Genomic DNA, 24,899 nt, shown 5'->3' on the forward strand with positions numbered 1-24,899 from the left:
ATGGCAAACGAAGGTAAAACAACAAATGAATTGGCTGACTGGCATCAGAAGGTCTTGCGTAATTTCGATAAAGCCTATGCCGGCAGTCAGAGTATGCGCGAGCAGGTGGTTGAGGCTCAGCGCTTTGTGCGTGTTGCAGGTGCTCAGTGGGAAGGCAGTACCAATGCAGGTTATTCATTTGAGGAAGGCCGCTTTGAGCATTATCCCCGCTTTGAATTAAACAAAATCGCCCGTGAATGTGATCGCATTATTGGCGAATACCGACAGAACCGTATCAGCGTGAAATTCAGGCCGAAAGACAATCAGGCCTCTGAAGCATTAGCAGAAAAAATGAACGGCAAGTTCCGGGCTGATTATCAGGAAACGTCAGGTGGTGAGGCGTGTGATAATGCGTTCGATGATGCTGTCGTCGGTGGCTTTGGTTGCTTTCGTCTGTGCGCTGACTATGAAGACGAGATGGACCCCAGCAATGAGCAGCGCCGGATCAGTTTAGTGCCCATCTACGACCCGGCCACTTGTGTTTTCTTCGATCAGGACAGCAAGCAGTATGACCGGAGTGATGCCATGTGGGCGCTGGAAATGTTCTCGATGACGCCAGAGGCATTTAAAGCCGAGTATCCTACATCCAATATGGCCAGCCTTAACCGGGATGACACCGGAACACAGTATGACTGGTCAACGCCAGAGGCTATCTATGTAGCCCGTTATTACGAGGTTCGCATAGAGAAAACCCAGATTAGCGCATGGCGTAATCCCATCACGGGTGCGACGGCGGTTTATGATTCAGAGCAAATCAAGGACATTATTGATGAGCTGGCAGAGGGTGACTTTGAAAAGCTGGGTGAGCGACAGGTTAAGAAACGCCGTGTTTACTGCGGATTGTTGTCCGGTTCTGACTGGTTAGAAGAGCCGAAAAGAATTCCCGGTGAGCATATCCCTTTGGTGCCTGTCTACGGTCGACGTTCGTTTGTGGATAATCAGGAACGCATAGAGGGCCATGCCGCCAAAGCCATGGATGCCCAGCGCCTTGAGAACCTGATGGTGTCCATGATTGCCGATAACGCGACGCAGGCAGGCGGAGACGGTATTCCGGTCGTTGATGTGGATATGATACCGGGACCGCTTGCCAGTCATTGGGCTGAACGTAATAAAAAGCGTCCCGCCTATCTGCCCATGGTGAGCTTAAAAAACAAATCAGGGGAGATTACTGCACAGGCGCAAGTCAGTAGTTATACGCCGCCTACTCAGATGCCGCCCGCGCTTGCCGGGCTTTTGCAATACACCGGCACCGCTATCCAACAAATCACCGGCGCCAGTCAGCTTGAGAATATGCCAAGCAACATTGCCACCGATACCGTTGATAGCATCTTTAACCGGATGGATACGCAGAGCTATATCTATATGGATAATATGGCTAAGTCATTGCGTCGAGCAGGTGTGATTTGGCTCTCAATGGCGCGGGAGGTCTATGGTAGCGACACGCCAATGCGGGTTGTGAATGAAGATGGCACAGATGATGTTGCCCTGATGAGCGGTGAAGTGATTGACCGCCAAACCGGTGAGGCTGTTGCGCTTAATGACCTCTCTCAGGGCAAATATGAGGTTACCGTGGATGTGGGTCAGTCATTCGCTAATCGACGGGATTCTACGGTTAAAAGTCTGCTTGATATGCTTGCGCTTGTGCCTCCGGGAACGCCAAAGCATGATCTGCTTTCTTCCATTGTGCTGGATAACATGGATGGTGAAGGTCTGGACGATCTGAAAGAGTACAACCGTCAGCAGCTTCTTTTGTCCGGGGTAGTGAAGCCAAGAAACCCCGAAGAAGAACAAAGGGTTGCTCAGGCTCAGCAACAGCAATCACAGCCTGACCCGGCAATGATCGCAGCCATGGCGCAGGATAAGCTGGCACAGGCAGAAATGCAGAAAGCCATGAATGAACAGGCTGAGATACAGGTTAAAGCATTCAAGGCTCAGGCAGATGCTCAGGTTGCAGCGGCAAACGTGGTTAAGATCCTCGCCTCAGCAGATAGTCAGCAAAAATCCGATATCCGTGAAGCGCTCAAACTGCTTTCTCAGTTCCAGCAACAGCAAGGAGACAATGCCCGTGCTGATGCTGAACTGATGCTGAAAGGGACAGCGCAAAATCACACCCAAAGCATGGATTTAGCCCAGTCTATGCAACCCACTACGCAACAACTTAACCAATAACCAACCTAATCCCGCTCAGGTCGTCTTGATGAGGCCGGGCAGTCTATTGCCTTCCGATGGGCTTATATCGAGTAACTAAGGGGTATTTATGTTTGATACGGCAGAAAACACACCAGCAGAAAATGATCTGAATAACACCGCGCCTGAGCAAATTCCGGGCGGCGACGTACTGAATGATACTGATAGTAACAACGTTGGCGATAACAACACTGTCGATACCAGCGCTGAAGCTAACGATATTGATTCAGAACAGGTATTTTATTTTGGTGAAGAAGAGCTGGGTTCGCCGTCCAGTGATGAAGAAAAGGATCAGGGGTTAGTTAAACATCTGCGCAGCACCATCAGGGAAAAAGATAAAGCGCTGAAAGCGTTTCGTCGCCAGCAGCAACCGCCCCAGCAGCCTGAGTTGCAACAGCCAGTTATCCAGCCGCCACGTATGCCGCAATTGTCTGATGAAGGCATTGATTGGGATGAGGATATTTATCAAACCAGGATGACCGAATGGGCCGATAAAAACAGCCAGTATCTTAATCAAAAGGCAGAACAAGACCGGCAACAGCAGGCATTGCAGCAAGCGCATCAGCAGAAAATGGCGACTTATCAGGCGCGAGTGAAATCGCTGAAAGTGCCCAGCTATCAACAAGCTGAACAGGCAGTGATTGATGATGTGCCGGAAGTGATTCAGGCCATGATCCTGCATTTTGCTGAGAAGCCGGAAATGGTCGTCTTAGCGTTGGGACGCAATGCAGAACTGCGCCAGCAAATGGCAAATGCCACTGACCCCGTGGTAATTGGTCGCTTGATTGGTTCCATTGAATCAAAAGCGAGAATGATGCCAAAACCCAAAAATAACGCAGCCACTACGCCGGAAGTTAAAGGCGGGAATGGTGCTGCCCTGAATAACCTAGAAAAACTGAAATCAGACGCACTCGAAAGCGGCAATTGGGATAAATACTTCGCCGCCAAAAGAGCCAGGAAATAATCCATCGGAGCAGATGAAATATGGCTAATCAATTAGCAAAAGACTTAGAAATCATGTTTGAAAACTACGTGGACGGCTTTGAAGCCGCTGGCGTAGTCTCCCGTAATGCGAAGAAATTCCGCCCCGGCGATACCGCCATGCAGCGGGCCGGTGATGTGATTTATCGCCCTCAGCACTACCACATGAACGTAGAAGAAGGACTTGATCTCTCCGATAAGCAACCCACGGCGTTAGTTCAGCGTCTCGTTCCGTCTGTGTTCAAAGAACCTAAAAACATTCTGTACACACTGGACGCAAGAGAGATGCGTGACCCGGAGCATAAAACAGAGGCAGGTCGTGCAGCAGGTCAACGTCTCGCGGCACAAATTGACTCTGATCTTATTCAGGTGGCAACCCAGCGCGCCACTAATGTGATTGCGATGACGAATAACACGTCTGGCGGCCAGGGACGTGATTTATGGAACTGCGCAGCCGGTATTGATGCCACCATGACCGCCATTGGTGTTCCACAGGGCATTAACCGCCGCAGTTTCTGGAACCCGTTCAACTATAAAGACTTGGCAGGTGAGTTAGGGATGCGTGCCTATGCGCAGGGCACAACGCTGACGGCTTATGAAAAAGCCCAGATCCCCCCGGTTGCCAGCTTTGACAGCTATAAGACCGATATCTCAGGCCGTGTGCCAAAAGGCACATCAGCGGCATTAACACTGGCAGCCGCTCCCAAGCATAAAGTCGTGGCAAAAGATATGAATGATATGCCGGTTGATAACCGTCAGGGGCAGATCACATTGTCCGGTGAAGGCTTGCAGGTTGGCGATGTTTTCACCATTGCTGATGTGTATTCCGTGCATCAGATAACAAAAGACACCACCGATCAGCCACAGGTTTTCCGTGTTCTCGCTGTCAGTGGCTCTACAGCGACTATTTCTCCGCAGATTTTACCGCCTGATAATGCTGATGTGGCCAGCCAGCCTTATGCCAACGTTAATGCGAATGCGGCAAACGGGGCGGCAATCACTCTTCTGAACAAGAATGCTGCGCCAACTAACCTGTTCTGGGCTGATGGCTCTGTCGAATTGATGTACGGCAAACTGGCCTTTCCTACCGGACAAGGCCCACAAGTCATGACCGCCACCACTGAACAGGGTGCAACGTTGATCATGTCTTATTTCTTTGACCACATCAAAGGCGTCACCACCACCCGCTTCACCACGCTGTATGGTTGCTCCGTACTGGTGCCGGAGTATGTCGGGTTGGTCATTGCGGGACAGTAACCTGAGGGGCTTATGCCCCTTTCTGATTTTGGAAAAATTACAATGATTACATTTAATGAAGCATTAGACGCCCTGAAACAAGGTAAGCGTATCGCCCGTAATGGTTGGAACGGAAAAGGGATGTTACTGTATTTAATTAAAGGAACTGAATTACAAAGAGGACTTGAATATGGCTATGGCGAATATCTAGGCGAACCTGCTTTCGTTGATTCAATTTGCATGAAAACTGCTGATAACAAGCTAGTCGTGGGATGGCTTGCTAGTCAAACTGATCTCTTAGCTAACGATTGGATTATCTTGGGGTGATACATGAAAACCATGCTGTATAAACAGGGCACAATGATCACCTGCGGCCCTTATTCACTGGATTATCTTGTTGTTGCTAATGAAGAAATCGAAGGCAGCTTAAAGCAAGGCTGGGTAAAACACCCACACGAAACCGTAGAGAAGCCTAAGCGTAATGAGGTGGTAAACGATGGCGAAAACCAAGGGTGATTTAGTCCTTAAGGCACTGAGAAAAGCCGGGCTGTATTCTGATGCTACGCTGACGGAGGCAGAGCCGCAGTCTGTTGAAGATTCCATCGGAGACTTAGAGGACATGATGGCGCAATGGCAGGTGAAAGGCATTGAATTAGGCTATCGGTTTGCTGACTCTGCCAATAGCGTTCAGCCCATGCCGGATGATGATTCAGGGATACCCGCCTGGGCTAATGATAGCGTTTCTTTAAAGCTGGCTGTGCAGATGTGCATGGATAACGTGATCCAGCCATCAGATGCGTTGCTGACAGCGGCAGATTCAGCTTATCAGGCCATTTGCATTGCTCTGACTGCGGTTCCACCACTGGAAAGGCGCAATGATATGCCGACAGGGTCTGGCAATCGAAAAGCCTTTTCATGGGATCGCTTTTATATCGAAAAAAATAACCCTACTACATAGGTGAGTGATGCCAATACAACAACTCCCGCTGATGAAAGGGAATGGTAAAAACTACCATGATGCTGATTATGTTGATCTGCTGCCGGTTAATATGTTGGCCACACCGAAGGAAATATTAGGTGCATCCGGCTATCTCCGCTCTTTCCCCGGTATCACTCAGTGCAATGATGATGTAGCAGGCGTATCGCGCGGTGCTGAGTTCAATACTAAGGAGTCGGCAGTGTATCGCGTTCTGGGGAATAAACTGTATAGAGGATCTGATACTATCGGCAATGTTTCCGGTTCTGGTCGTGTCAGTATGGCGCACAGCTATCACAGTCAGGCTGTTTCTGCTAATGGTGTCATGTCACTTTATCGTTATGATGGCACGGTTAAGCGACTGGAGAACTGGCCTGCTTCGTCTGGGTACCCACAATATGATATCGGTTCCGTGCGTGATATTTGCCGATCCCGGGGTCGTTACATCTGGGCGAAAGAGGGTACTGATACTTTCGGTGTGACCGATTTGGAAGATGAATCCCACCCAGACCGATACCGCGCGTTGTACCGTGCTGAGTCTCAGCCTGATGGTATTATCGGCATTGATACATGGCGGGATTTTGTTGTGTGTTTCGGCTCCTCCACCATTGAGTATTTTTCGCTGACGGGGGCTACTGACGCGCAAGCAGCAATTTATGTGGCTCAACCTTCCCTGATGGTACAAAAGGGTATTGCAGGCATACATTGCAAAACGGTATTCGGTGACTCGCACTCCATTATCAGCCATCAAGCGACAGGATTACCCTCTGTTTATGTGATCCGGCAAGGACAAGTTGCCTCCATTGCTACAGCATCCATAGAGAAAATACTGCGAGAATACACGGCTGATGAACTGGCAGTCGGTGTTATGGAAACCGTTCGCTTTGATGCACATGAGCTACTGATTATTCATCTTCCCCGCCATGTGTTGTGTTATGACGCTGCTGCCAGTCAGAATGCGCCACAATGGAGCATCCTAAAGACCGGGTTATATGATGATATCTACCGTGGTATTGATTTTATGTTTGAGGGCAATCAAATCACGGTGGGGGATAAAAAAGAATGCGTGAGCGGACAGCTTAATTTTTCTTCTTCAGAGCAATACGGCCAGCAGCAGGAACACTTGCTGTATACGCCCATGTTCAAAGCGGATAATGCCAGGGTATTTGATTTTGAACTGGAAGCCTCGACGGGCGTTGCGCAATACGCTGATCGCTTGTTCCTGTCTGCCACTACCGATGGTATCAACTACGGTCGGGAGCAGATGATGAGTCAGAACGCCCCCTTTCTCTATGACAAACGCATCTTGTGGCGGCGTGTGGGTAGGGTACGCAAAAACATTGGCTTTAAGGTGCGTATCATTACCAAATCACCGGTAACGCTAACCGGTTGCCAGATTAGACTGGAGTAAATATGGCCGATGATAATCTCAAAAATCCTGTCGAAATACAGGCAAACCGCATTGATGCCACGCTTCTTCCCGATAACTTCTCTCAGCCTTATTTTCTCTATGTTGTTCAGCAAGGCACGGATTTAGGCAATGTGGCGAACAAAGCCAATCAGGCCGGAGACGGGGCTTATGATGCTCAGGCTAAAAATGACGAGCAGGATATCGTCCTTGATGCTCATGGGAAAAGAATCACTCAGGCCGAAGAAACGCTGGAAGACCACGAAGTCAGGATCACCAAAGCAGAGGAAGACTTAGCAAAACTGGAAGTCAGGGTGCTGAATGTCGAGCATGACGTTGAGGGCCTGAAGATAAAGATACAGGACATAGACGGTCAGATATCTGAAATAAAAGTTGACTATGTCTCCAGGAAAGCAACGGCAACTCAGGTTATCTCGTCCCCCATCGATGTTAAAAACAACTACCTAATCAATGGCCTTAATGTGGTGGGTCAAAGGGTCAAGGGATTCACCGCAATGACTGGCGAGGCAAATAAAGGGACGATAGATGCTAATCAGTCATGGAACGCGGGTGAAACTTACGACCAATCTGTTATCCAATCTCTCATGAATGCCGTCACATCGCTCGCCAAAAGGTGCAAGGCGTATGAGGACGCATTGAGGTCTCACGGACTTATTAACTAATGACAAAAATAGACAAAATAACCGGTTCACAGCTGATGCGGCTGTGGGGCGTTCCGTCATGGGTAGAACCCGGTGCTGAATACTATTTATGGGAGGGTTGCTGTGTATTTGCACTGGTCAAGCAAGACGGATTTTATGATATCCATATCGCCATGGACAAACGCAGACGCAAAGACAGCCGAATGGCGGGTGCAGCCATTCTAAAGCTGTTCGGCAAGTATAAGCTCAGGGCAGCCATTCTGGTTGATAGAGAGCATGTTTGTCATTACGCGGCAAAGATGGGCTTTTCGTCACCCACAAAGCAACTGATCCCATTGACGGACGGCAGGGTAGTGACTTCTTTTATCATGTGGCGTGAGCCGGGAGACTATTATGGGTAATGCCATTGGTGCAGTGGGTAACATTGCGGGCAATGTGCTGGGCGGCATTGGCGCACGGAAGGGCGCTAAAGAACAGGCCCGTTCAAATGACCGGGCAATGGACAATCAAATGGCGATGTACGAAAAGCAGCTTGAGTTGCTTGAGCCATTTAGGAAAGCCGGATTATCTGGTTTAGAGGGTTTGCAGGGTATTGCTGGGAAACCCATTGACCGGAATGCATTAACAGCAGAATATTTGAAAAGTCCTGAATATCAGATGATGGCAGATCAGGCTCGGTATCAACAGTTAGCCTCAGCAGAGGCCACTGGCAGCCTTGGATCATCGGCAAATAGTAATGCATTAGCGGCCATAACACCGGGTCTGGTTCAGCATTACCTCGGCAATATGCAAGGACAGCAGCAGGACATGTATAACCAATTAATGGGACTGACTAACGTTGGCTTGTCCGGTGCTGGTGCTCAGTCTGCTGCTTCGGCGGGCAATGCGAATGCGATGGGGGCTTTATATGGGCAGCAAGGGGCGATAAATGCCGGAAGAAGGGCACTTCCGTGGCAGGTTGCAGGCAGTTCTCTCAATAGTATCAATAACGCTTCTGCCCAAGATATGAACCAGTTCGGTAACTTTGCCGGGAATATCATGGGTAACATGATGGGAGGGATGTTCTGATGTTACAACCTATTAACTACTACAATGCTTTAATTCCTGATTACAGGAAAGAAGCCCTGATGGAGACACAGAACAGGCTGGGTCAGGCTCAGCTTTCAGGGTTAAATATGCAGAACATGCAGATGCAACAGCAAATGCAAGACCAGCAACTCCAGAGACAGCAGCAGCAGTCGCTGAATCAGCAAATCAGCCAGGCTTGGGGCAATCCTCAGGCAATGAATGCATTAATGGCTAAAAATCCTCAGGCGGTTGATTACCTGCAAAAGATGATGGGTGTTCAGAATGATAATCACCGAATGGCATTAGGTAATGCGGCCAGAGATTTGGGGATGGCTATGCAATCTGGCAATCCACAGGCTATCGCTCAAGCGGCGACTCATCATTCTGGCGCGCTCAGTTCAATTGGGTCAAGTCCTCAGGAAATAATGCAGATGGCTATGAATGACCCTCAGACACTGAACCAAACGATTGAAGCAGTAAGAATGGGGACACTTTCTCCTAATGAGTACTACGGCGTTCAGGACAAGCAACAGGGAAGAGAGATTGACCGTGGTAGATTGGCTGAATCCATGAGAAGCAACAGAGCGTCAGAGGTTTTGCAATCCAGAGGGCAAGATATTCAGGTCCGTGGTCAGGATATTTCAGCAGAAAATGCCAGACTCGACAGAGAAATAAAGAAGGCTGAGTTTGCTCAAAAATCCATTGACCGCCAGCTGGCCAGTGAAACCAATCAAATTAAGCGCGATGATCTCTTAATGAAGCAGCAAGAGGCACAAAAGAAAGCCAGTGAAGCTAAAGCGGATAGGTATGATAATTATGCCGCTGCCTATGAAGCGTCTCAACGATCAATAGATGCTGCTGACAGGATAATGAACAGTCCGGGATTTACGGGGTATTTTGGCACTAATATCAACCCCTTTAGCAGCCGATGGATACCGGGAACAGATGCCGCCGATACGCAGGCTCAGGTAGAGACGCTGGGTTCGCAAATCTTCCTGTCGATGGTGAGCCAAATGAAGGGAATGGGCGCGTTGTCTAATGCTGAGGGGGCGAAATTGCAGGCTGCGATTGGTAGCTTAAGTTCAAGTATGTCAGAAAAAGAGGCCAAGCGATCGCTGAGTGAGATTAAAAACACCCTAACGCAAGCTCAAGACAGACTGAATTCCAAATATAAGGATGAGTCGGCCTTGTATAGTAGTAACCAAGCCGAATCGACAAAGGGCAGTCATAACTACTCAAGTTTATGGGGTGACTAATGGCTAAACCGTGGCGGGATGTCATGGCATCTCAAGAATACCAATCGCTTAATCCCCAGCAGCAAGCGGCAGCGCAAGAGCAGTACTTCAATGACGTTGTCGCACCAAACGCGGGGAATCATGTCGAAGCGGCTAAAAAACAGTTCTATTCTGCTTACCCACCATTCGGCATCAGCAGGGAAGAGAATGAAAGACAGGACACGATATTCGAGAAAGCCAACACGTTCGATAATTTTGTCATGGGCGCGGTAAAAGGCGCGGTTGATATAGCAAATGCTTTACCTTGGTCTGAAAAGCCCACACAGGAAGAGCAAGCTACAATAAATGCCATCAACAGCAAGATGAAAGCCAGGAATTCGACTGCGCAGGATATAGGGGAGTTTGTCGGTCAGGCTGCGCCGTTTGTTTCCGGTGGCGGAATAGTCAATCTGGCTGCTACCACGCCGGGGAGATTAGGGCTGGCCTCATTAACGGGAGCGGTAGAAGGCGGACTGGTCGCAAAGGGAACCGGCGGAGATCTTTTGACTGGCGCCGCGATCGGCGGCGCTATTGGCCCGGTGGCTGAGTATGCCTCGCCATACGTGGGGAAATTAGTCAATCAGGTTGGCGAAAAAACCGGGCTAAATAAATTCTTTAGAGGCGCTGATGAGGCTTCGAGTACTGGACATCCACCCAGCCCACCACCCGAAGCCGAACACGTGCTCACACCTGAAGAAACCCTGCGTCAGATGGCATCGCAGAAAAATCCCGACTTAGCATCTTCCTTAAAAGGGCTTGATCCACAACCGGTACAGGAAGTCAGAGCAGCCGCAGAACGGCTGGGTGTTGTTGACGATTTATTGCCTTCCACGTTATCGGGTAATCAGCAATATCAGGCAGTTGAGCAAGCGATAAAATCAAGGCCCGGATCTGCACTTAAGGTTCAGGAGGATAAATCAATCAGTCGCCTTGCTGAAAGTGCGGGGAGGTTGATTGATGATGTTGCAACTGTGCCTGATGCGTTATCCCTTAATCAACGCGTGATTGGGCAATTTGATAGCCGCATGGCTGCGCTTGAGCGAAAAAGTGATGATCTTTATCGACGTATTGATAATGCCATGCCTGCGAGAACGAGAGTCAATGCTGAAAACACGGGGGCCATGCTTGAAAGAAAGGCGGATGAGTTAGGCGGCTGGGAGCATCTTGATACTGTAGAAAAGAATGTGTTCAAAGCCATCAATCCCGGAGTCGATGGTACTCTTACCTATGCCAACCTGAATAAGCAAAGAAGACTGGTTGGACAGGCGCTGTTTAAAAATAGAGGACCATATCGCGATGCGGATGAAGCCGCGCTGAGTTACCTGTATCGTCAATTATCAGCAGATCAGCGCGTTGCTCTGGGCGGTGCTGAGGTCAGGCGGGAATTTGAAATAGCCCAGCGGTTAGTGCAAATGCGTAAGAACATGGAAGGGCAAATGGTTCAGCTGAGAGGGAAAAATCTCACGGGTGATATCGCCAATAAAAGCGCTCTGGCTGTCGCGTCTCTCGCCAAAGGAAATGCCAAGCAATTTACTGAGCTGATGGCCAACCTGCCCACACGACAAATGCGTCAGGAGGTGGCAGGCTCAGCGATTAGGGACATGCTTTCATCGGGCAAGCGCGGTGCCGATTTTAATCCCGCCGGATTTGCTGACTGGTACCAGAACTTACGTACATCAGGAAACTTACGTACTTTGGTGCAACATATGCCGCGTGAATTTATGTCGGGACTGCAGGATACCTATGTGGTGGCCAATGCGATTCGTAAGGCAAAATCATACGAAATCACCACGGGTAGATTGAATGACTTCACTCAGCGGTTCGATGCGGTGACAGCCCCTCACGAGTTAATGGCGAAGTACGCCGCAAGAATAGGCACCATGGCAGGCACTAAGGGTGGACCACTGGGTGCGGTTGCCGGTGGTGTGATTGGTGAGAAGCTGGCAGCCAGAGCACGATTAGCAGGTGGTTCCGGCTCTTCAGCGGCGGCTGAGCGGCTGATTTTAACGCCCGAATTCCAGCAGGCAACCAAAGGACTCACTTCACCACTACCCAAGGATAAGGGGAAATACAGAAAAGCATTTGATGAATCCGGGCTGAGAGCCTCAAAAGCATGGCGTTCATTCTATGCTTCTCTTCCTGAGACGGATAAACGCACCCTGGCCCGTATTGGCATTATTGGCTGGATAAGCCAGAACCAGGAAGAATAGTTTACTTCATTACTCATGTCATGCCGCTTAATTGCGGCTTTTTTACGTCCAAATTTTAACATCGCTACAGTATCTCGTGCTGGGATGCTGTATGTCTGGAGAAAATATAAATGTCAGAGATAATACCGAATGTCGTCGTTAGCATGCCGTCTCAGTTATTCACGATGGCACGTTCCTTCAAGGCATGCGCTAACGGCCGGATTTACATTGGTAAGGTCAATACCGATCCGACCCTGCCTGAAAACCAGATTCAGGTTTATCTGGAGCGGGAAGACGGTGCTCATATCCCGTGCCCTCAGCCTATCATCATCAATCAGGCTGGCTACCCGGTTTACAATGGCCAGATGAGTAAGTTCGTGACGGTTGAGGGGCACGCTATGGCGGTTTACGATAGCTATGGGGTGCAGCAGTTCTACGTTCCTAACCTATTGAAGTATGACCCTGATCAACTCCGAAAACAGCTGGGAGCACCGGGGGGTGCCGATATCATTAGGGCGGATGGTGATAATACTGTTGGCGATATCATCAACTCTCAATGGAAAACCAAATCACTGGACTTTTTTCAGCCGCTTGGGGGGCATTACATTCAGAAAGCGGCTGACTGGTGCAAAGCGCATGGCTATGCGCTGGTGATCCCACGCGGAAAAGAATACGAATACTCAGAGCGCATTGTTTTTGAAGATATCACCTTATTATGGGAAGGCACCTTAACCCTGACCAGTCTGATAGATTGCGGCATTGTGTTTAGGCGTAATGTCATGATGCCGACCTATGGTCACTTGAAATCATCAAAAAATATTGTCCTGCCGGATGATTATTTTATGGTGGGATTTTATAGCTGGCGCTCACCGGAGGGTACGCTGGGCTGTCAGGATAATGTGATTTCGGGACGATTAGATATTCGCAATGGGCATATTGACTATAACGGCTGGGATCAGGGAAATGTGGATGATTACGCCAATTTGACCGGCGGCGGGGTGCTCATGCTGGGGGGGTCCTGGATGCGGCCAACGCTGGGCATGACTGATCGGTCATGGGAAAACGTTCACCGCAATAAATTAAACTTCTATATTGATGGATTTAGCTATTCACTGGTGATGCAGGGGATTATGGATGCAAATTCACCGGGGCAATTTGTTGGATGGGTAAACGGTAACACGATTGATATTAGGGCGAGACGCTTTAAGGACGCAATCAGCCTGAAGTGCACATCAACCAACCCGAAAACCACTCGTGGAGGAGAAGTTTCCAGTAACATCGTTCTCGCAGAGTTACAGTCAACAAAAGTAACAACAAGGAGATTCATGTATTGTGAAGGATATGATAATAAATTTACAATAAAGGGATGGGATATAAATGCTGGTGATGGAGATATATTGTTTGAGTTTACAAAAGGGAATAAGTCATCCGATGTATTTCAGGAATCTACCAATAACATCGTAGAGCTATTATATGCCACACTTAACGATGGAGAATCTTGGTATAGCAAATTTGTGAAAGAAGATCTTCCGGGGGCAAATAACTTTGTTTCAGAGTCTTTCCCATTCAAAAATATATTTACTGAATCATCTGGTTATGCCTTGTCTTCTAGAGGCTCATCAGGGGGATACGTAAGAGGTATTGATAATTTTCTTGGCAATTTTTCGTTAAGACCAAGATTTAGAACTAGAGTAATCAAAAACGGCAGTGACATAACATCTTTTATTGAAGACATAAATAACATGTTTGATGGAAACCAGTCTTCATCAACAAATATAGATGTATCTATTGGTGATTCGGTATCTATAGAAATGGACATGATATCATCTATTTATAACTTTACGTTGATAGGGCAAACTTTATCTTACATATCATCACTAAAGGGTAAAGTGAAGCTGGAAGCACTAAATGCAAATGGTAATGTTATACATTCAACTAATGAAGATTTAAGGTCAACCAATGTCACTGGAATCAGATTAATGACTAGAGTGTTTACACTAAGAGTTAATTATTATGATTTCAAGAATAGCGGAGAATTAAGAATAGGGTGCATATTTGCAAAATGCGACTCACACAATACTAGAATGGGTGTTGTTGGGAGTTCAGGAGGTGATGTTTCTGGGCATATTAGATTTTTAACTCCTAATTCATCACCTGTCATAACTGATCAAATCACAGGGCAACTTTGGGAAATAATTTCTGAAAGAGGAGTGTTGAGAACAAGAAAATATACGCCATAAAAATAAATGCCCTCATTGGAGGGCATTATTTTCAATTAATTTTATCTATTATATATTTAACAACAATGTCAGAGCCATATATTGATAAGTGACTGTTATCGGAATATATGGGATGATTCTTTTTATCTAAAAGAAGACATTTGCCATTCTTGCATAAAATATCATTAGGATCTATGAACGTTACATTATTAAACATAGACTCAAGATGTCTAATATCATCGTTTATTTTTATCTTTTCTCTGTTACTTTCTGATGGACATGGAGACATTAATCTATTTACTGGTAAGTTATTTCTAGCCAGACATTCAAATGAAGATGATTTGCTGCCATTTGTCTTCCCTATTATATAGTAATGTCTTTCATTGCCGCCTATCTTGATCAATTCAGCAAGTTCATTGACTATTGTTTTATTAACATCTCCATTTAATTTATCTCCATTTATTCGGTTTGTTAGTTTATAATCACCCCAAGACATGGACAGTATAATATCAGTTTTAGGATGGTTTTCCATAACTTTAATTAAGTTGTTGTATCTAAGAATACATACCCTATCATCATTATCATCAAATTTAGAGTAATAATTTGGAGTTATAAAACAACCATCTTTAAATATACCTATAGCTTTGAATTTTTCATTCTTAAAGCTATTCATATACTGTCTACTAAAGCTATCACCCGTTATTATGGCTCTTGGCTCTTCACGATCTCCAATGTTAAAATATTGTATATCACTTGCCTGTCTTATGGCGCTCCCACCAAAATATTCTCTATGAAATTCTTTTTTTGTTAACTTGTAGTTGTCATCAACCCTGAAACCCAACCCATCCATAGAAACCATATATGATGATGCCATTGATATCAGGAAAATAGATAATAATCCATATTTGTAGTTTCTTCTTTTTTCGATAGTGTTAAATATCAAAAAGGCGATAATGATTATTGAAATCAAATAAATAACAAAGTTAACTTCAATATTTATTTTTTTGAAGAAGACAATAAAAGGCCAATGGACAAGATAGATAGAGTATGACCATAGTCCAATTTTTTGAAATACTGTATTAGACAGTAATGTTTTTTCGTTGTTTGATAATATACAAAGGTAAGCGCCAATCACAGGCAGGAGTGCATTATAACTAGGCCATAAATTCTCATTTGAGAAAATAATGAAAGATAGAATAATGAGAGATATCCCTAAAATTTCCACTATTCTTTTTTTACTGCTTTCAAGGCTTACTGGGTATAAGAAAGCAAGACCACCAAAGAGCATTTCCCACGCCCTTGTATAGAGCATGAAATAAGACATTACTGAATCTTTAGTAGAAATGTATATACATAGCAGCAAACTCAAGACAGTAAGAGCTAAAATGATTCTTTTTATATTCTTGACTGATAAAAACTTGGATAGAACGACTAAGATTATTGGATATATAATATAAAATTGCCATTCAACAGAAAGCGACCAGGTATGCAGGAATAACTTACTGAATGCATCTGAATCAAAGTAGCCTGACTCATTGGCATATACTATATTGGAGACAAATAATAAACTGGATAACCCATGCTTTCCAACCAATTGATATGTCAATGGCTCAAAAAACAAGTAACCCAACAGCAATACGATAGCAATGACTGCAACTAACGCAGGAACTATCCTTCTCGCTCTGGCTTGAAAGAACTTTAATATAGAAAAATTATTATTTTCTATTCCCCTAAATATGATTGATGTCATCAAAAAACCAGAGATGACAAAAAAGACGTCAACGCCAGCAAACCCGCCCGGAAGATAACTGCTATTGAAATGGAAAAGCACAACAGACATTACAGCTAATGCCCTCAGTCCATTGATGTCTTTCCTGAATGTATTTTGTTGCATAATTTTTATTGCTATTCCTCGTTAAAAATCGCCAGATCCTATCACAAAAAGACCCCAATATGCAGTGTGAAGAGAGTAAAGGGAAGTCATCAGGCTTATCCCGAAGAAACTTTATTTTTAAAGTTGCTTTAATGCTTAGTTTATCAGGTTGTCATCATTGTGCTTCGGATATTTTATCGATGCTATCAGCAGGTAGGTTACATTATGTGTGGAATTTTGGTGGAGTGTCGAATAGGTTTCATCAAAGCAGGTGAGATTCATTTCAGGCAAGCATCGAAAGATATTGTCATGAATGTTTTCAACTTCATCTTTGGTCAATGTCTATAGAAAAGATACCAATGAATATTTTTTCTAATAAATCGCAATCAGGGACTATCGAAAAAAACAACAAGAAAAAAGGAGTTTCGCACACCTTTGACCAACAACAAAATCGATCTTAAAGTTAGCGCACTTTTGTCATTTTTTGTCGGCCATTTTACCCCCATTTTACCCTCATTTTACCCCAAGCAAATTTGGGGTATAAAAAAACCAACCGCAATTGGTTGGTTTTTCTAGGGAAATTTGGTCGGCATGATAGGATTTGAACCTACGACCCCCGACACCCCATGACGGTGCGCTACCAAGCTGCGCTACATGCCGATGACTTCTCCTATACTACCGTTTTTTATTTGCAAAGCAAGCCCCTAATTTAGTGAGTGACTGATTTTTAAACGATTAGTTTGCTAAAAATCGTTTCACTTCCGTTAATATCTGTAATAATTGGGCAAGGTTTGGTTTGGCATCCTGAATTTCATTACCATCTAAATCATACAGATGATACTCTCCATCCTTGGAAATATAGACAGTATTTTGGGCCATTGTAACAATTAAGGCACCATTATCACCCGTGATAAGCCATGGATTTTCTCTTTGGGCATTAAAGAGATCTTCACCCTGGGAATAATCTTCTGGAGAATTAGTAACATGCAATAAACGGTGCATCAAGGTTGTCATGATATCTTGATGGTTAGTTAACTTATCGATGGTTTGTGCAGGGGTGCCTGGCCACTGAATTATCAGGGGAACATGGATCTGTTCACGATTGAATTTGTCACCCGTAAACCATTTTCCTTTGTTAGCTATTGTTTTTTTGCTCTGCTTGGCTGTAATCACAATGATCGTTTTATTTAAGACGCCTTTAGTTTTCAGGACTTCTAAAACATGACTGATTTCAGTATCCAGCGCTTTCTTATCAAATTTACCGGATGAAGATACAAAACCATTAATATCCAGAAATGAGAACCATGGTGTGGAACCATTTCGTAGATCTAACCATTGGCTCCACTGCGTCACTGTTAAGTTATCATTTTGCTTTTTAGCTTCTGGCAATGAATAGTCGGTCAATATGGCCTGGCGATAAAGTGGTGTCTGGAATCCATCTGAAGAAAAAAGACCGAATTGATACCCTTGATGTGTCAGGGCATCAATAAGCGCTGAGGATTTCCTGGTGTTAAGAATACCGTCCAGATAACCCGATGATATACCATAGAATAAACCGAACAATGCAGTGTCATCGTGAATGCCGGTACTGAAATGTTGAGTGAACTGGATATTGTTCTTCGCAAAGTGTTCCAGAGTTGGCATATCATGGATGATGTCTTGATGATCCAGCCCATCTACAACAAGCAGAAGTAAGTTATAACCGCGACCGCGCTCAGCATCCTGATAAGATAAATTATTCAGTGGATAATTGACGCTCAAGGCTGTGGGGTTGCCTTGTTGGTTAATGCGGCGTTGAAATTCTTGTTGATCCAATAAGCCATGTTTTTCAAGGAATTTACGGGCGGTCATTGGATAAGAAATTGGCAAGTTTGAGCGCTGCATGGTAATTGGGCGATAGAAGTTGGCGTCAGCCCATATGTATATGAGGTGTGAGGCGATAAAAGCAGTAATAAATACTGTTGCCAGTGGCTTACCAAATCGTTGGCGGTTTAGGCTGCGTAATTTTTGCCAACTCCAGGTGCCAAAAAGCATCTGTATTAGGAAAATCAATGGAATACAGATGAACATCAGTTGCCATTCCCTTGCTAACTCACCTTGTTCTGGATTGGTGACTAAATCCCAAACCAATGGAGTTAAATGCAGGTGAAAGCGAACATAGATGGATGAATCGAATATCAGTAGTGTCAAGCCTGCCGTTGCTAGTGCGGTCGAAAGAAACCTCATTAACCGCTGGGACATAACGATAAATGTCAGCGGAAATAAAATAAGTAAATAGATGGCAAAGACAATGAAACTGAAATGGCCGAGCCAACTGACCAGCGCGTAGATGCGACCAAACAGTGAACTCGGCCAGTCAGATGCAAATAGATAGCGACTGCCCAGCACAAGACTGAACATAATGTTGAACAGTGCGAACCAGTGTCCCCAACTGATCATCTGAGAAACTTTTTCGCGGTAATGCTGACAGCTAGTCACCATATTTTCTTTACGTCAACGTGTTAATGAAGATTAATGCGCTTTATCTTCGTTGATTGAAGATTGCAACGCGTGTGCAAACGAGTCTGCAATGTGTCTGCGTTGTGCAGGAGCAATACTCGTATTGATCAAATTTGTTACCATATTACCCAAAACCATCAAGGTCAGGTCAGTTGGAGTATGGTCTTTCTCGAAAACATTTACTAATTCAGTTAATAAATGTTCAACTTTTTCATCGCTATAGCGAGATGACTGTGGCATAAATCAAATATCCTGAATGTACAAAGCCCCATATCTTACCGTATAGAGGGGGGATTTTCTGCTTTTTTTATGACAAATTAACACGCTGCTGCCAGGGTTGTTGCCAATATTGAATATATTGCATCATTTTATTCTTTGATATGTAGGATGTTGGCAATTAAATGACGAGTATTTTTCGTCAATGGGGTTTTTGGTTGCAGCAGAAAGATAACGATGTTTGAATACGCCGCTAACCGCACGGCCCTATATGGCCAAAGCTGCAAAAGGAGTATAAATAATGAGTCTGGAAATTACCCAGATCGCGCTACATCGGTTGATTAAACGTGATGAACAGACGTTGGAAGTGATTTTGCGTGATGCTTTGCTTGATACCAACCAAGTGGTTGAAGAGATGATGGCAGAGTTGCATCGTGTATATAGCGCGAAAAGTAAAGCTTACGGTTCGTTCAATGAAGAAAGTGAGCTGGCGGGATCACTTCGTCATCTACGTAAAGGAGATGACGATTTTCTCGGTTTTAGTCGGGCTGCAACTGTTCGCTTAAAAGATGAGTTAGCGAAGTATCCGTTTGCAGAAGGGGGAACGGTATTGTTTTGTCAATATCGCTATCTTGCCGTGGAATATTTACTGATTGCTGTTCTTAATAGCTGTAACAGTACGTCCGTCAATGATGAACTCGATGTAAATACGACGCAATATCTTGATATTCCTCATGCAGATATTATTGCAAGAATCGATCTAACTGAATGGGAAACCAATCTTGAATCCAGTCGTTACCTGACTTTCTTAAAAGGGCGGGTAGGGCGTAAGGTTTCGGACTTTTTTATGGATTTCCTGGCCGCCAGTGAAGGCATGAATGCCAAAGTTCAAAATAAAGGTTTGTTGCAGGCTTTGGATGATTATTGTGAGTCGGCACAGTTGGATAAAAATGAACGTCAGGCTTATCGTCAGCAAGTTTATGGTTACTGTAATGAACAGTTACAGGCGGGCGAGGAAATTAAGTTACAAGATCTATCCCAAGAGTTACCCTCATTGTTAGATGGGCAAAATTTTCAGCAATTTTCGCAGGATAAGGGCTATGAATTGGAAGAGAGTTTTCCGGCCGATCGCGGAACATTGCGCCAATTGACGAAATTTGCAGGCAGTGGTGGAGGGTTAACCATTAATTTTGATGCCATGTTGATGGGAGAACGAATTTTTTGGGACCCTGTAACGGATACATTGACGATCAAAGGTACGCCACCGAATCTGCGCGATCAATTGCAACGTCATGGTGGTGGCAATCGCTAATATTGATCACCGTGAAAAAGCTGATTTGTAAAAATGAGCTATAGAAATAAATAACGCCGCAATTGCGGCGTTATTTACTCGGCGTCCCGATAAAAGCTCGACTGTGGCTAATTAAGCACGCAGGAAATCGATGTGCGTCAGTTTAGGTTTAAACGGGTGACGCTGTACTGCCTGCACTTTAACTTTAGTTTCTTTACCATCAACAACCAGAGTCAGAACTTCGTAAAATTCTGGCTTGCTTTCGTGGTTGATAACTGCATCGTGATCCAGTTCGATAGAGATTGGCTCTTGGTTACCACCGTAGATGATTGCTGGAAACTTGTTAGCTTTACGCAGGCGGCGGCTCGCACCTTTGCCCTGCTCTTTACGTACTTCTGCATTAATAGTTAACATTATTTTTTCTCTGTAAAAGAAGAAAATAAATCCTGCTACAGGCGACCCAGCAGCAGGTTCGATACTTGGCTTAACATGAGTTATCACGTTAAGCGGGCGGCATTCTAGCGAAAAACCGATATGACAGCAAATATAAATATGTTTTCCGGTTGGTTAGTGGATAGTCTAATCGACATATTTAGTACAAATCGGCAGCCCGTCTAAATCGCCCTTGATAGTCAAAAATCTTTTCTCTGATTTGCCAAAATTGCCCTTTTTTACGCGCAACAACAAAATCAGGATGACGCAATAAAGGAAATTGATTTGCTATGTCTGGCGCTGTTTCCCAGCGAAAAATGGTTCCGGGCGCACGCTGGTGTTGGCGAAGAAATTGTAGTTGAAATACTTTCTTTTGGGCTGGAGTAGATAAACGGAATAACTCAGATACGTCCGCACCATCTTCGTCGTAATAGGTGATTTTCAGCCATTCTCCTTTGTTGTCGTGACCTGGTGTTAGTTGCATGCCACCACAACGTAGTACCAGTGCATCTTTTAGTCTTAAGGCTGCTTTCAGCATATCATCAGGATCGACGAGCACTTCTTCACAACGATGGCAGCGTCGGGCCGCGATATCATTTTCTGCACCACAATGGGGGCATGATTTAAAACGAAAACGAAAATCGCATTGTTGACGTTTCCCATTCTCGTCTTCTTCCCAACCTTGGCAGCGTCGTCCAAAATGTTCAATGATGTTTCCATCTGTTGCGCATATGCCCCAGAAAGTATTGGCGAATTGGCAGATGGGGCAAAATACCTGGACAGGTTGACTTTGTGAGTTGGGTTTGCTGTTACCTACTTCAGGAGTGTAAAGATCGTGGGGATTGCCAGCATAGTCCAAAATCAGGCAATCTTTTTTATCAGGAAATAAACGTAAGCCGCGTCCTACGATCTGCTGATAAAGGCTGACAGATTCTGTTGGGCGCAATATGGCGATTAAATCAACATGGGGTGCATCGAATCCTGTTGTGAGTACAGCAACATTGACCATATAGCGGAGTTGTTGTTCCTTGAATGCCGTAATTAAGCTATCTCGTTCAGATGGTGGGGTATCTGCACTGACTAGCGCGGCTTGTCCTGTAGGCAACAATTGGAAGATTTCTTTGGCATGTTCGACTGTCGCGGCGAAAATCATCACCCCTTTTCGAGCTTGTGCATATTCAACGATCTGTCTAATGATATGAGGAGTGACACGCTTTTGGCGTTTTATCTCCCGATTCAATTCTGCTTCATTGAATATTCCTTGTTGGCTGGTTCGCACCTGACTAAAATCATATTGCATTACAGGTATGTCCAATCTTTCTGGAGAAATCAGAAAATGATGCTTAATCATATAACGCAATGGAAGTTCATAAATACAATCGCGAAAAAAACTGCGTTCATTACCACGGATCATACCATGATAATGATATTGGTATATCCAGCCAGCCCCGAGGCGATAAGGTGTTGCGGTTAGACCCAAGATGCGAATTTGGGGATTGTTTTTTCGAAGTTGCTGGATGATTTTTTGGTATTGGCCGTTTTCGTCATCATTGATGCGGTGACATTCATCGATAATTAGCAGTGAAAAATGGTGATTAAAGCAATCTAGGTTGCGAGCAATAGATTGAATGCTGCCAAAAACCACTTTTCCAGTACTTTGTTTTTGATTTAACCCTGCGGAAAAAATGTCTGCATCCAATCCATAAGCACCATATTTGCTGTGGTTTTGCGCAACAAGTTCTTTGACATGTGCCAGTACTAAAACACGGCCATGAGCCAGCTTTGCCAATTCAGCGATGACAAGACTTTTACCTGCCCCTGTTGGCAACACAATAACGGCAGGATCTCTATGATGGCGAAAATAGCGAATGGTTGCGTCTACCGCTTCTTGTTGATAAGGGCGTAAAGTAAAAGCCATTTTTATGTTACTGTCACAAATATCAGGTAAAAGATAATTGCTGTAGAGAATAACATTTTTCATTGAAACCTGCCGTCTAGAAATAATTCGTCATTATTTTTTTAGGATCAGATGGGCTATAACGTGTGGCTTATTATTGTTATAGTTGCCGGAGTGATGATTTTTCTGTGAATTACAATTATCTGTTTAATCTTGTATCCCAATAGTGGCCTTGAAGCTGTTCGTAATATCAAGGGCATATTCTTATGTGTTTATTTTTTGTCAGGGACATCTATTCATGCGATTGGATAAATTTTTATCACAACAATTAGGTATTAGCCGCAATGATGTGGGGCGAGAGTTGCGGGCAGGGCTAGTCACTGTCGATGATGAGATCATCAAAACAGGAGCCTATAAATTGAAGTCCGATCAGCAAGTTGCCTATGATGGTACGATATTGCAACAACTCAGTGGCCTACGTTATTTCATGCTAAATAAACCTCAAGGATATGTATGTTCGACAGATGATCCGTCAAACCCAACAATTTTGTATTTTATCGATGAGCCTGTTGCCCATAAATTACATTCAGCAGGGCGTTTGGATATTGACACTACAGGGTTGGTTTTGTTGACTGATGATGGTCAATGGTCACACCGTATTACATCCCCCAAACATCACTGCGAAAAAACTTATCTTGTGACATTGGAATACCCTGTTTCTGAGGATACCGAGCAAAAATTTCTGGCAGGGGTACAGCTAAATGGGGAAAAAGCACTGACAAAACCCGCACAACTGGAAATTATCGAGCCTCAACTTGTTCGTTTGACTATCAGAGAAGGACGTTATCACCAAGTAAAACGGATGTTTGCCGCAGTAGGGAATCATGTTGTTGCGCTTCATCGGGAACGAATCGGTGAAATCTACCTCGATCCTACACTGGAACCAGGAGAATATCGGGCGCTGACTGATAATGAAATCAACAGCATAAAAATTCCAACACCTTAATTTTTATCCTTCAATTGATTCAGGAGTAACTGCGTGCAACAACAGCGTTCGTCCTATTTGGGATTAGTATTGATCCTTGGTTTGCTTTCTATGTTAATGCCATTGGCAATTGATATGTATTTGCCAAGTATGCCAACGATCGCTGAAAGTTTTGGTGTCAGTGATGGTTTGGTGCAAATGACGTTGAGTAGCTATATTTTGGGCTTTGCTATTGGGCAAATGATTTATGGGCCAATGTCGGATAGCTTAGGGCGTAAGCCAGTCATTTTGGGAGGTGTTATTGTTTTTGCCATCTCTTCTGCTGCATGTGCTTTAGCACAAGATATTGATACTTTTATTTTCATGCGTTTCTTACATGGATTTTCTGCTGCGGCAGCCGGTGTTGTCATTAACGCTTTGATGCGTGATAGGTTCACAAAAGAGGAATTTTCCCGCAGTATGTCTTTTGTGACATTGGTGATGATCATCGCACCTTTATTGGCTCCCATGTTGGGTGGGATATTGATGGTATGGTTTAACTGGCATGCTATTTTCTGGTCGATTGCTCTGGTTGCAGTAATTACTGTTACCTTGGTAGCTCTCTTCATAGAAGAGACATTACCTAAAGAGAAGAGACAGAAATTTCACTTAAAAACTACTGTAAAACAGTTTGTCATGCTGTTCCGGCAACGCCAAGTACTATGCTATATCTTAGCTAGTGGTTTCTCCTTTGCTGGAATGTTCTCTTTTCTCAGTGTTGGTGCATTTGTTTACATCAAACTGAACGGTGTACCTGCACAGCATTTTGGTTACTATTTTGGGCTAAATATTATTTTTCTGTTCATCATGGCAACTATCAATAGCCAGTGTGTGCGCAAATATGGCCCATTGAAAATGTTGCATGTTGGGCTGTTTGTGCAATTTGTCATGGGATTATGGTTACTATTTAGTACCATGTTTGATATGGGATTTATTTCTCTAGTTATAGGGGTTGCTATTTATATCAGCGGAATTTCCATGATTACATCTAACACTATGGCTGTTGTGTTGGACGATTATCCCTATATGGCCGGAACCGTTTCTTCACTGGCCGGAACCATCCGTTTTAGTATTGCTGCATCAGTGGGAGTTATTTTATCTTTATTGCCAGAAGAGAGTGCCTGGCCGATGGTGGGCTCAATGGCGTTATGCGTGACATTAGCAGTGATGCTTATTATCTATGCACGCAGTAAGTCGTATAAATAATCAGAATCATAAATAGCCATGTCCTAAGAATAATCGAGCTGTTTTTAGAGGTCATCTGCCAGTATGGGATGGCCTTTCGTTTATTTTCCTAAAGTGCCTTGAACCTTGAAAGATGTTATTGATTAACCTGATGAACAGGAAATATCGAGCAATTATCAAAAAAATGTAGGGAATTGTTAATATAATCATATCCAGTCAGTGTTTGAATGTTGATTTTTTGTT

General features: G+C 44.5%; 21 protein-coding genes and 1 tRNA gene. 16 read left to right on the forward strand and 6 right to left on the reverse strand.

Translation table 11 applies throughout. The features are described 5' to 3' along the window. The 13 genes from Xentx_RS02375 to Xentx_RS18435 all read left to right on the forward strand — a co-directional run bounded on the left by Xentx_RS02375 (window position 1) and on the right by Xentx_RS18435 (window position 14,260). On the forward strand, window positions 1-2,208 hold the full coding sequence (locus tag Xentx_RS02375; protein WP_074018671.1) for a portal protein: 2,208 nt from the start codon (window positions 1-3) through the stop codon (window positions 2,206-2,208). An 88-nt stretch (window positions 2,209-2,296) separates the two neighbouring features. After that, complete coding sequence (locus tag Xentx_RS02380) at window positions 2,297-3,190, forward strand: scaffolding protein (protein ID WP_074018673.1); 894 nt, start codon at window positions 2,297-2,299, stop codon at window positions 3,188-3,190. A 20-nt stretch (window positions 3,191-3,210) separates the two neighbouring features. After that, on the forward strand, window positions 3,211-4,464 hold the full coding sequence (locus tag Xentx_RS02385) for a P22 phage major capsid protein family protein (protein ID WP_074018674.1): 1,254 nt from the start codon (window positions 3,211-3,213) through the stop codon (window positions 4,462-4,464). A gap of 42 nt (window positions 4,465-4,506) precedes the next feature. Beyond that, on the forward strand, window positions 4,507-4,770 hold the full coding sequence (locus Xentx_RS02390; protein WP_208607530.1) for a DUF2829 domain-containing protein: 264 nt from the start codon (window positions 4,507-4,509) through the stop codon (window positions 4,768-4,770). A gap of 3 nt (window positions 4,771-4,773) precedes the next feature. Next, a complete protein-coding gene (locus Xentx_RS02395) occupies window positions 4,774-4,959 on the forward strand; it encodes a hypothetical protein (RefSeq protein WP_074018676.1) in 186 nt (61 codons plus the stop codon). Then, window positions 4,940-5,401, forward strand: a complete 462-nt coding sequence (locus Xentx_RS02400; protein ID WP_074018677.1) for a packaged DNA stabilization gp4 family protein — start codon at window positions 4,940-4,942, stop codon at window positions 5,399-5,401. The genes Xentx_RS02395 and Xentx_RS02400 overlap by 20 nt, the downstream gene beginning before the upstream one ends. A gap of 7 nt (window positions 5,402-5,408) precedes the next feature. Then, window positions 5,409-6,830 (forward strand): packaged DNA stabilization protein, encoded by a 1,422-nt coding sequence (locus Xentx_RS02405; RefSeq protein WP_074018679.1) that lies wholly within the window; start codon window positions 5,409-5,411, stop codon window positions 6,828-6,830. A 2-nt stretch (window positions 6,831-6,832) separates the two neighbouring features. Then, complete coding sequence (locus Xentx_RS02410; protein WP_074018681.1) at window positions 6,833-7,510, forward strand: phage tail protein; 678 nt, start codon at window positions 6,833-6,835, stop codon at window positions 7,508-7,510. Between the two features lie 35 nt (window positions 7,511-7,545). Beyond that, window positions 7,546-7,890 carry a hypothetical protein gene (locus Xentx_RS02415; RefSeq protein WP_139292414.1) on the forward strand — a complete coding sequence of 115 codons (345 nt, stop codon included), beginning with the start codon at window positions 7,546-7,548 and terminating at the stop codon, window positions 7,888-7,890. Then, on the forward strand, window positions 7,883-8,557 hold the full coding sequence (locus Xentx_RS02420; RefSeq protein ID WP_074018683.1) for a DNA transfer protein: 675 nt from the start codon (window positions 7,883-7,885) through the stop codon (window positions 8,555-8,557). The genes Xentx_RS02415 and Xentx_RS02420 overlap by 8 nt, the downstream gene beginning before the upstream one ends. Next, on the forward strand, window positions 8,557-9,813 hold the full coding sequence (locus Xentx_RS02425; RefSeq protein ID WP_083600849.1) for a phage DNA ejection protein: 1,257 nt from the start codon (window positions 8,557-8,559) through the stop codon (window positions 9,811-9,813). Before Xentx_RS02420 ends, Xentx_RS02425 begins: the two co-directional genes overlap by 1 nt. Further along, on the forward strand, window positions 9,813-12,041 hold the full coding sequence (locus Xentx_RS02430) for a hypothetical protein (protein WP_208607526.1): 2,229 nt from the start codon (window positions 9,813-9,815) through the stop codon (window positions 12,039-12,041). The genes Xentx_RS02425 and Xentx_RS02430 overlap by 1 nt, the downstream gene beginning before the upstream one ends. 110 nt (window positions 12,042-12,151) lie before the next feature. Beyond that, window positions 12,152-14,260, forward strand: coding sequence for a phage head-binding domain-containing protein (locus Xentx_RS18435; protein WP_083600850.1), 2,109 nt, complete (start codon window positions 12,152-12,154; stop codon window positions 14,258-14,260). A gap of 31 nt (window positions 14,261-14,291) precedes the next feature. Here the strand turns inward: Xentx_RS18435 and Xentx_RS02440 are convergent, their stop codons facing one another. From Xentx_RS02440 to Xentx_RS02455, 4 genes are all read right to left on the reverse strand, one after another. After that, window positions 14,292-16,133, reverse strand: coding sequence for an acyltransferase family protein (locus Xentx_RS02440; protein ID WP_074018684.1), 1,842 nt, complete (start codon window positions 16,131-16,133; stop codon window positions 14,292-14,294). A gap of 562 nt (window positions 16,134-16,695) precedes the next feature. Beyond that, window positions 16,696-16,772: transfer RNA gene (locus Xentx_RS02445), tRNA-Pro, on the reverse strand. 75 nt (window positions 16,773-16,847) lie between these two features. Next, a complete protein-coding gene (yejM, locus tag Xentx_RS02450) occupies window positions 16,848-18,593 on the reverse strand; it encodes an LPS biosynthesis-modulating metalloenzyme YejM (protein ID WP_074018686.1) in 1,746 nt (581 codons plus the stop codon). A 30-nt stretch (window positions 18,594-18,623) separates the two neighbouring features. After that, window positions 18,624-18,851 carry a YejL family protein gene (locus Xentx_RS02455; RefSeq protein ID WP_045971370.1) on the reverse strand — a complete coding sequence of 76 codons (228 nt, stop codon included), beginning with the start codon at window positions 18,849-18,851 and terminating at the stop codon, window positions 18,624-18,626. A gap of 277 nt (window positions 18,852-19,128) precedes the next feature. On the opposite strand from Xentx_RS02455, the gene yejK reads away from it, so the two are divergent. Beyond that, window positions 19,129-20,139, forward strand: a complete 1,011-nt coding sequence (gene yejK / locus Xentx_RS02460) for a nucleoid-associated protein YejK (protein WP_074018687.1) — start codon at window positions 19,129-19,131, stop codon at window positions 20,137-20,139. A 111-nt stretch (window positions 20,140-20,250) separates the two neighbouring features. Here the strand turns inward: yejK and rplY are convergent, their stop codons facing one another. Together rplY and radD are read right to left on the reverse strand one after the other, a co-directional pair. Continuing rightward, window positions 20,251-20,532, reverse strand: coding sequence for a 50S ribosomal protein L25 (gene rplY, locus Xentx_RS02465; protein WP_074018689.1), 282 nt, complete (start codon window positions 20,530-20,532; stop codon window positions 20,251-20,253). A gap of 178 nt (window positions 20,533-20,710) precedes the next feature. Then, a complete protein-coding gene (radD, locus tag Xentx_RS02470; protein WP_074018774.1) occupies window positions 20,711-22,468 on the reverse strand; it encodes a DNA repair helicase RadD in 1,758 nt (585 codons plus the stop codon). A 277-nt stretch (window positions 22,469-22,745) separates the two neighbouring features. Between radD and rsuA the strand changes: the two genes are divergently transcribed. Together rsuA and Xentx_RS02480 are read left to right on the forward strand one after the other, a co-directional pair. Beyond that, window positions 22,746-23,453, forward strand: a complete 708-nt coding sequence (gene rsuA / locus Xentx_RS02475) for a 16S rRNA pseudouridine(516) synthase RsuA (protein ID WP_074018690.1) — start codon at window positions 22,746-22,748, stop codon at window positions 23,451-23,453. 33 nt (window positions 23,454-23,486) lie between these two features. After that, complete coding sequence (locus Xentx_RS02480; protein ID WP_074018692.1) at window positions 23,487-24,677, forward strand: Bcr/CflA family multidrug efflux MFS transporter; 1,191 nt, start codon at window positions 23,487-23,489, stop codon at window positions 24,675-24,677. Window positions 24,678-24,899: the final 222 nt, after the last annotated feature.

Source organism: Xenorhabdus thuongxuanensis, assembly GCF_001908095.1.
GTDB lineage: Bacteria > Pseudomonadota > Gammaproteobacteria > Enterobacterales > Enterobacteriaceae > Xenorhabdus > Xenorhabdus thuongxuanensis.

Bases quoted from the DNA above. Each gene is read 5' to 3' on its own strand.
- radD (WP_074018774.1), bottom strand. From the start codon at position 22,468: ATGGCTTTTACTTTACGCCCTTATCAACAAGAAGCGGTAGACGCAACC.
- Xentx_RS02430 (WP_208607526.1), top strand. From the start codon at position 9,813: ATGGCTAAACCGTGGCGGGATGTCATGGCATCTCAAGAATACCAATCG.
- Xentx_RS02415 (WP_139292414.1), top strand. From the start codon at position 7,546: ATGCGGCTGTGGGGCGTTCCGTCATGGGTAGAACCCGGTGCTGAATAC.
- rplY (WP_074018689.1), bottom strand. From the start codon at position 20,532: ATGTTAACTATTAATGCAGAAGTACGTAAAGAGCAGGGCAAAGGTGCG.
- Xentx_RS02440 (WP_074018684.1), bottom strand. From the start codon at position 16,133: ATGCAACAAAATACATTCAGGAAAGACATCAATGGACTGAGGGCATTA.
- Xentx_RS02375 (WP_074018671.1), top strand. From the start codon at position 1: ATGGCAAACGAAGGTAAAACAACAAATGAATTGGCTGACTGGCATCAG.
- rsuA (WP_074018690.1), top strand. From the start codon at position 22,746: ATGCGATTGGATAAATTTTTATCACAACAATTAGGTATTAGCCGCAAT.
- Xentx_RS02400 (WP_074018677.1), top strand. From the start codon at position 4,940: ATGGCGAAAACCAAGGGTGATTTAGTCCTTAAGGCACTGAGAAAAGCC.
- Xentx_RS02380 (WP_074018673.1), top strand. From the start codon at position 2,297: ATGTTTGATACGGCAGAAAACACACCAGCAGAAAATGATCTGAATAAC.
- Xentx_RS02455 (WP_045971370.1), bottom strand. From the start codon at position 18,851: ATGCCACAGTCATCTCGCTATAGCGATGAAAAAGTTGAACATTTATTA.
- yejM (WP_074018686.1), bottom strand. From the start codon at position 18,593: ATGGTGACTAGCTGTCAGCATTACCGCGAAAAAGTTTCTCAGATGATC.
- Xentx_RS02425 (WP_083600849.1), top strand. From the start codon at position 8,557: ATGTTACAACCTATTAACTACTACAATGCTTTAATTCCTGATTACAGG.
- Xentx_RS02390 (WP_208607530.1), top strand. From the start codon at position 4,507: ATGATTACATTTAATGAAGCATTAGACGCCCTGAAACAAGGTAAGCGT.
- Xentx_RS02385 (WP_074018674.1), top strand. From the start codon at position 3,211: ATGGCTAATCAATTAGCAAAAGACTTAGAAATCATGTTTGAAAACTAC.
- Xentx_RS18435 (WP_083600850.1), top strand. From the start codon at position 12,152: ATGTCAGAGATAATACCGAATGTCGTCGTTAGCATGCCGTCTCAGTTA.
- yejK (WP_074018687.1), top strand. From the start codon at position 19,129: ATGAGTCTGGAAATTACCCAGATCGCGCTACATCGGTTGATTAAACGT.
- Xentx_RS02395 (WP_074018676.1), top strand. From the start codon at position 4,774: ATGAAAACCATGCTGTATAAACAGGGCACAATGATCACCTGCGGCCCT.
- Xentx_RS02405 (WP_074018679.1), top strand. From the start codon at position 5,409: ATGCCAATACAACAACTCCCGCTGATGAAAGGGAATGGTAAAAACTAC.
- Xentx_RS02420 (WP_074018683.1), top strand. From the start codon at position 7,883: ATGGGTAATGCCATTGGTGCAGTGGGTAACATTGCGGGCAATGTGCTG.
- Xentx_RS02410 (WP_074018681.1), top strand. From the start codon at position 6,833: ATGGCCGATGATAATCTCAAAAATCCTGTCGAAATACAGGCAAACCGC.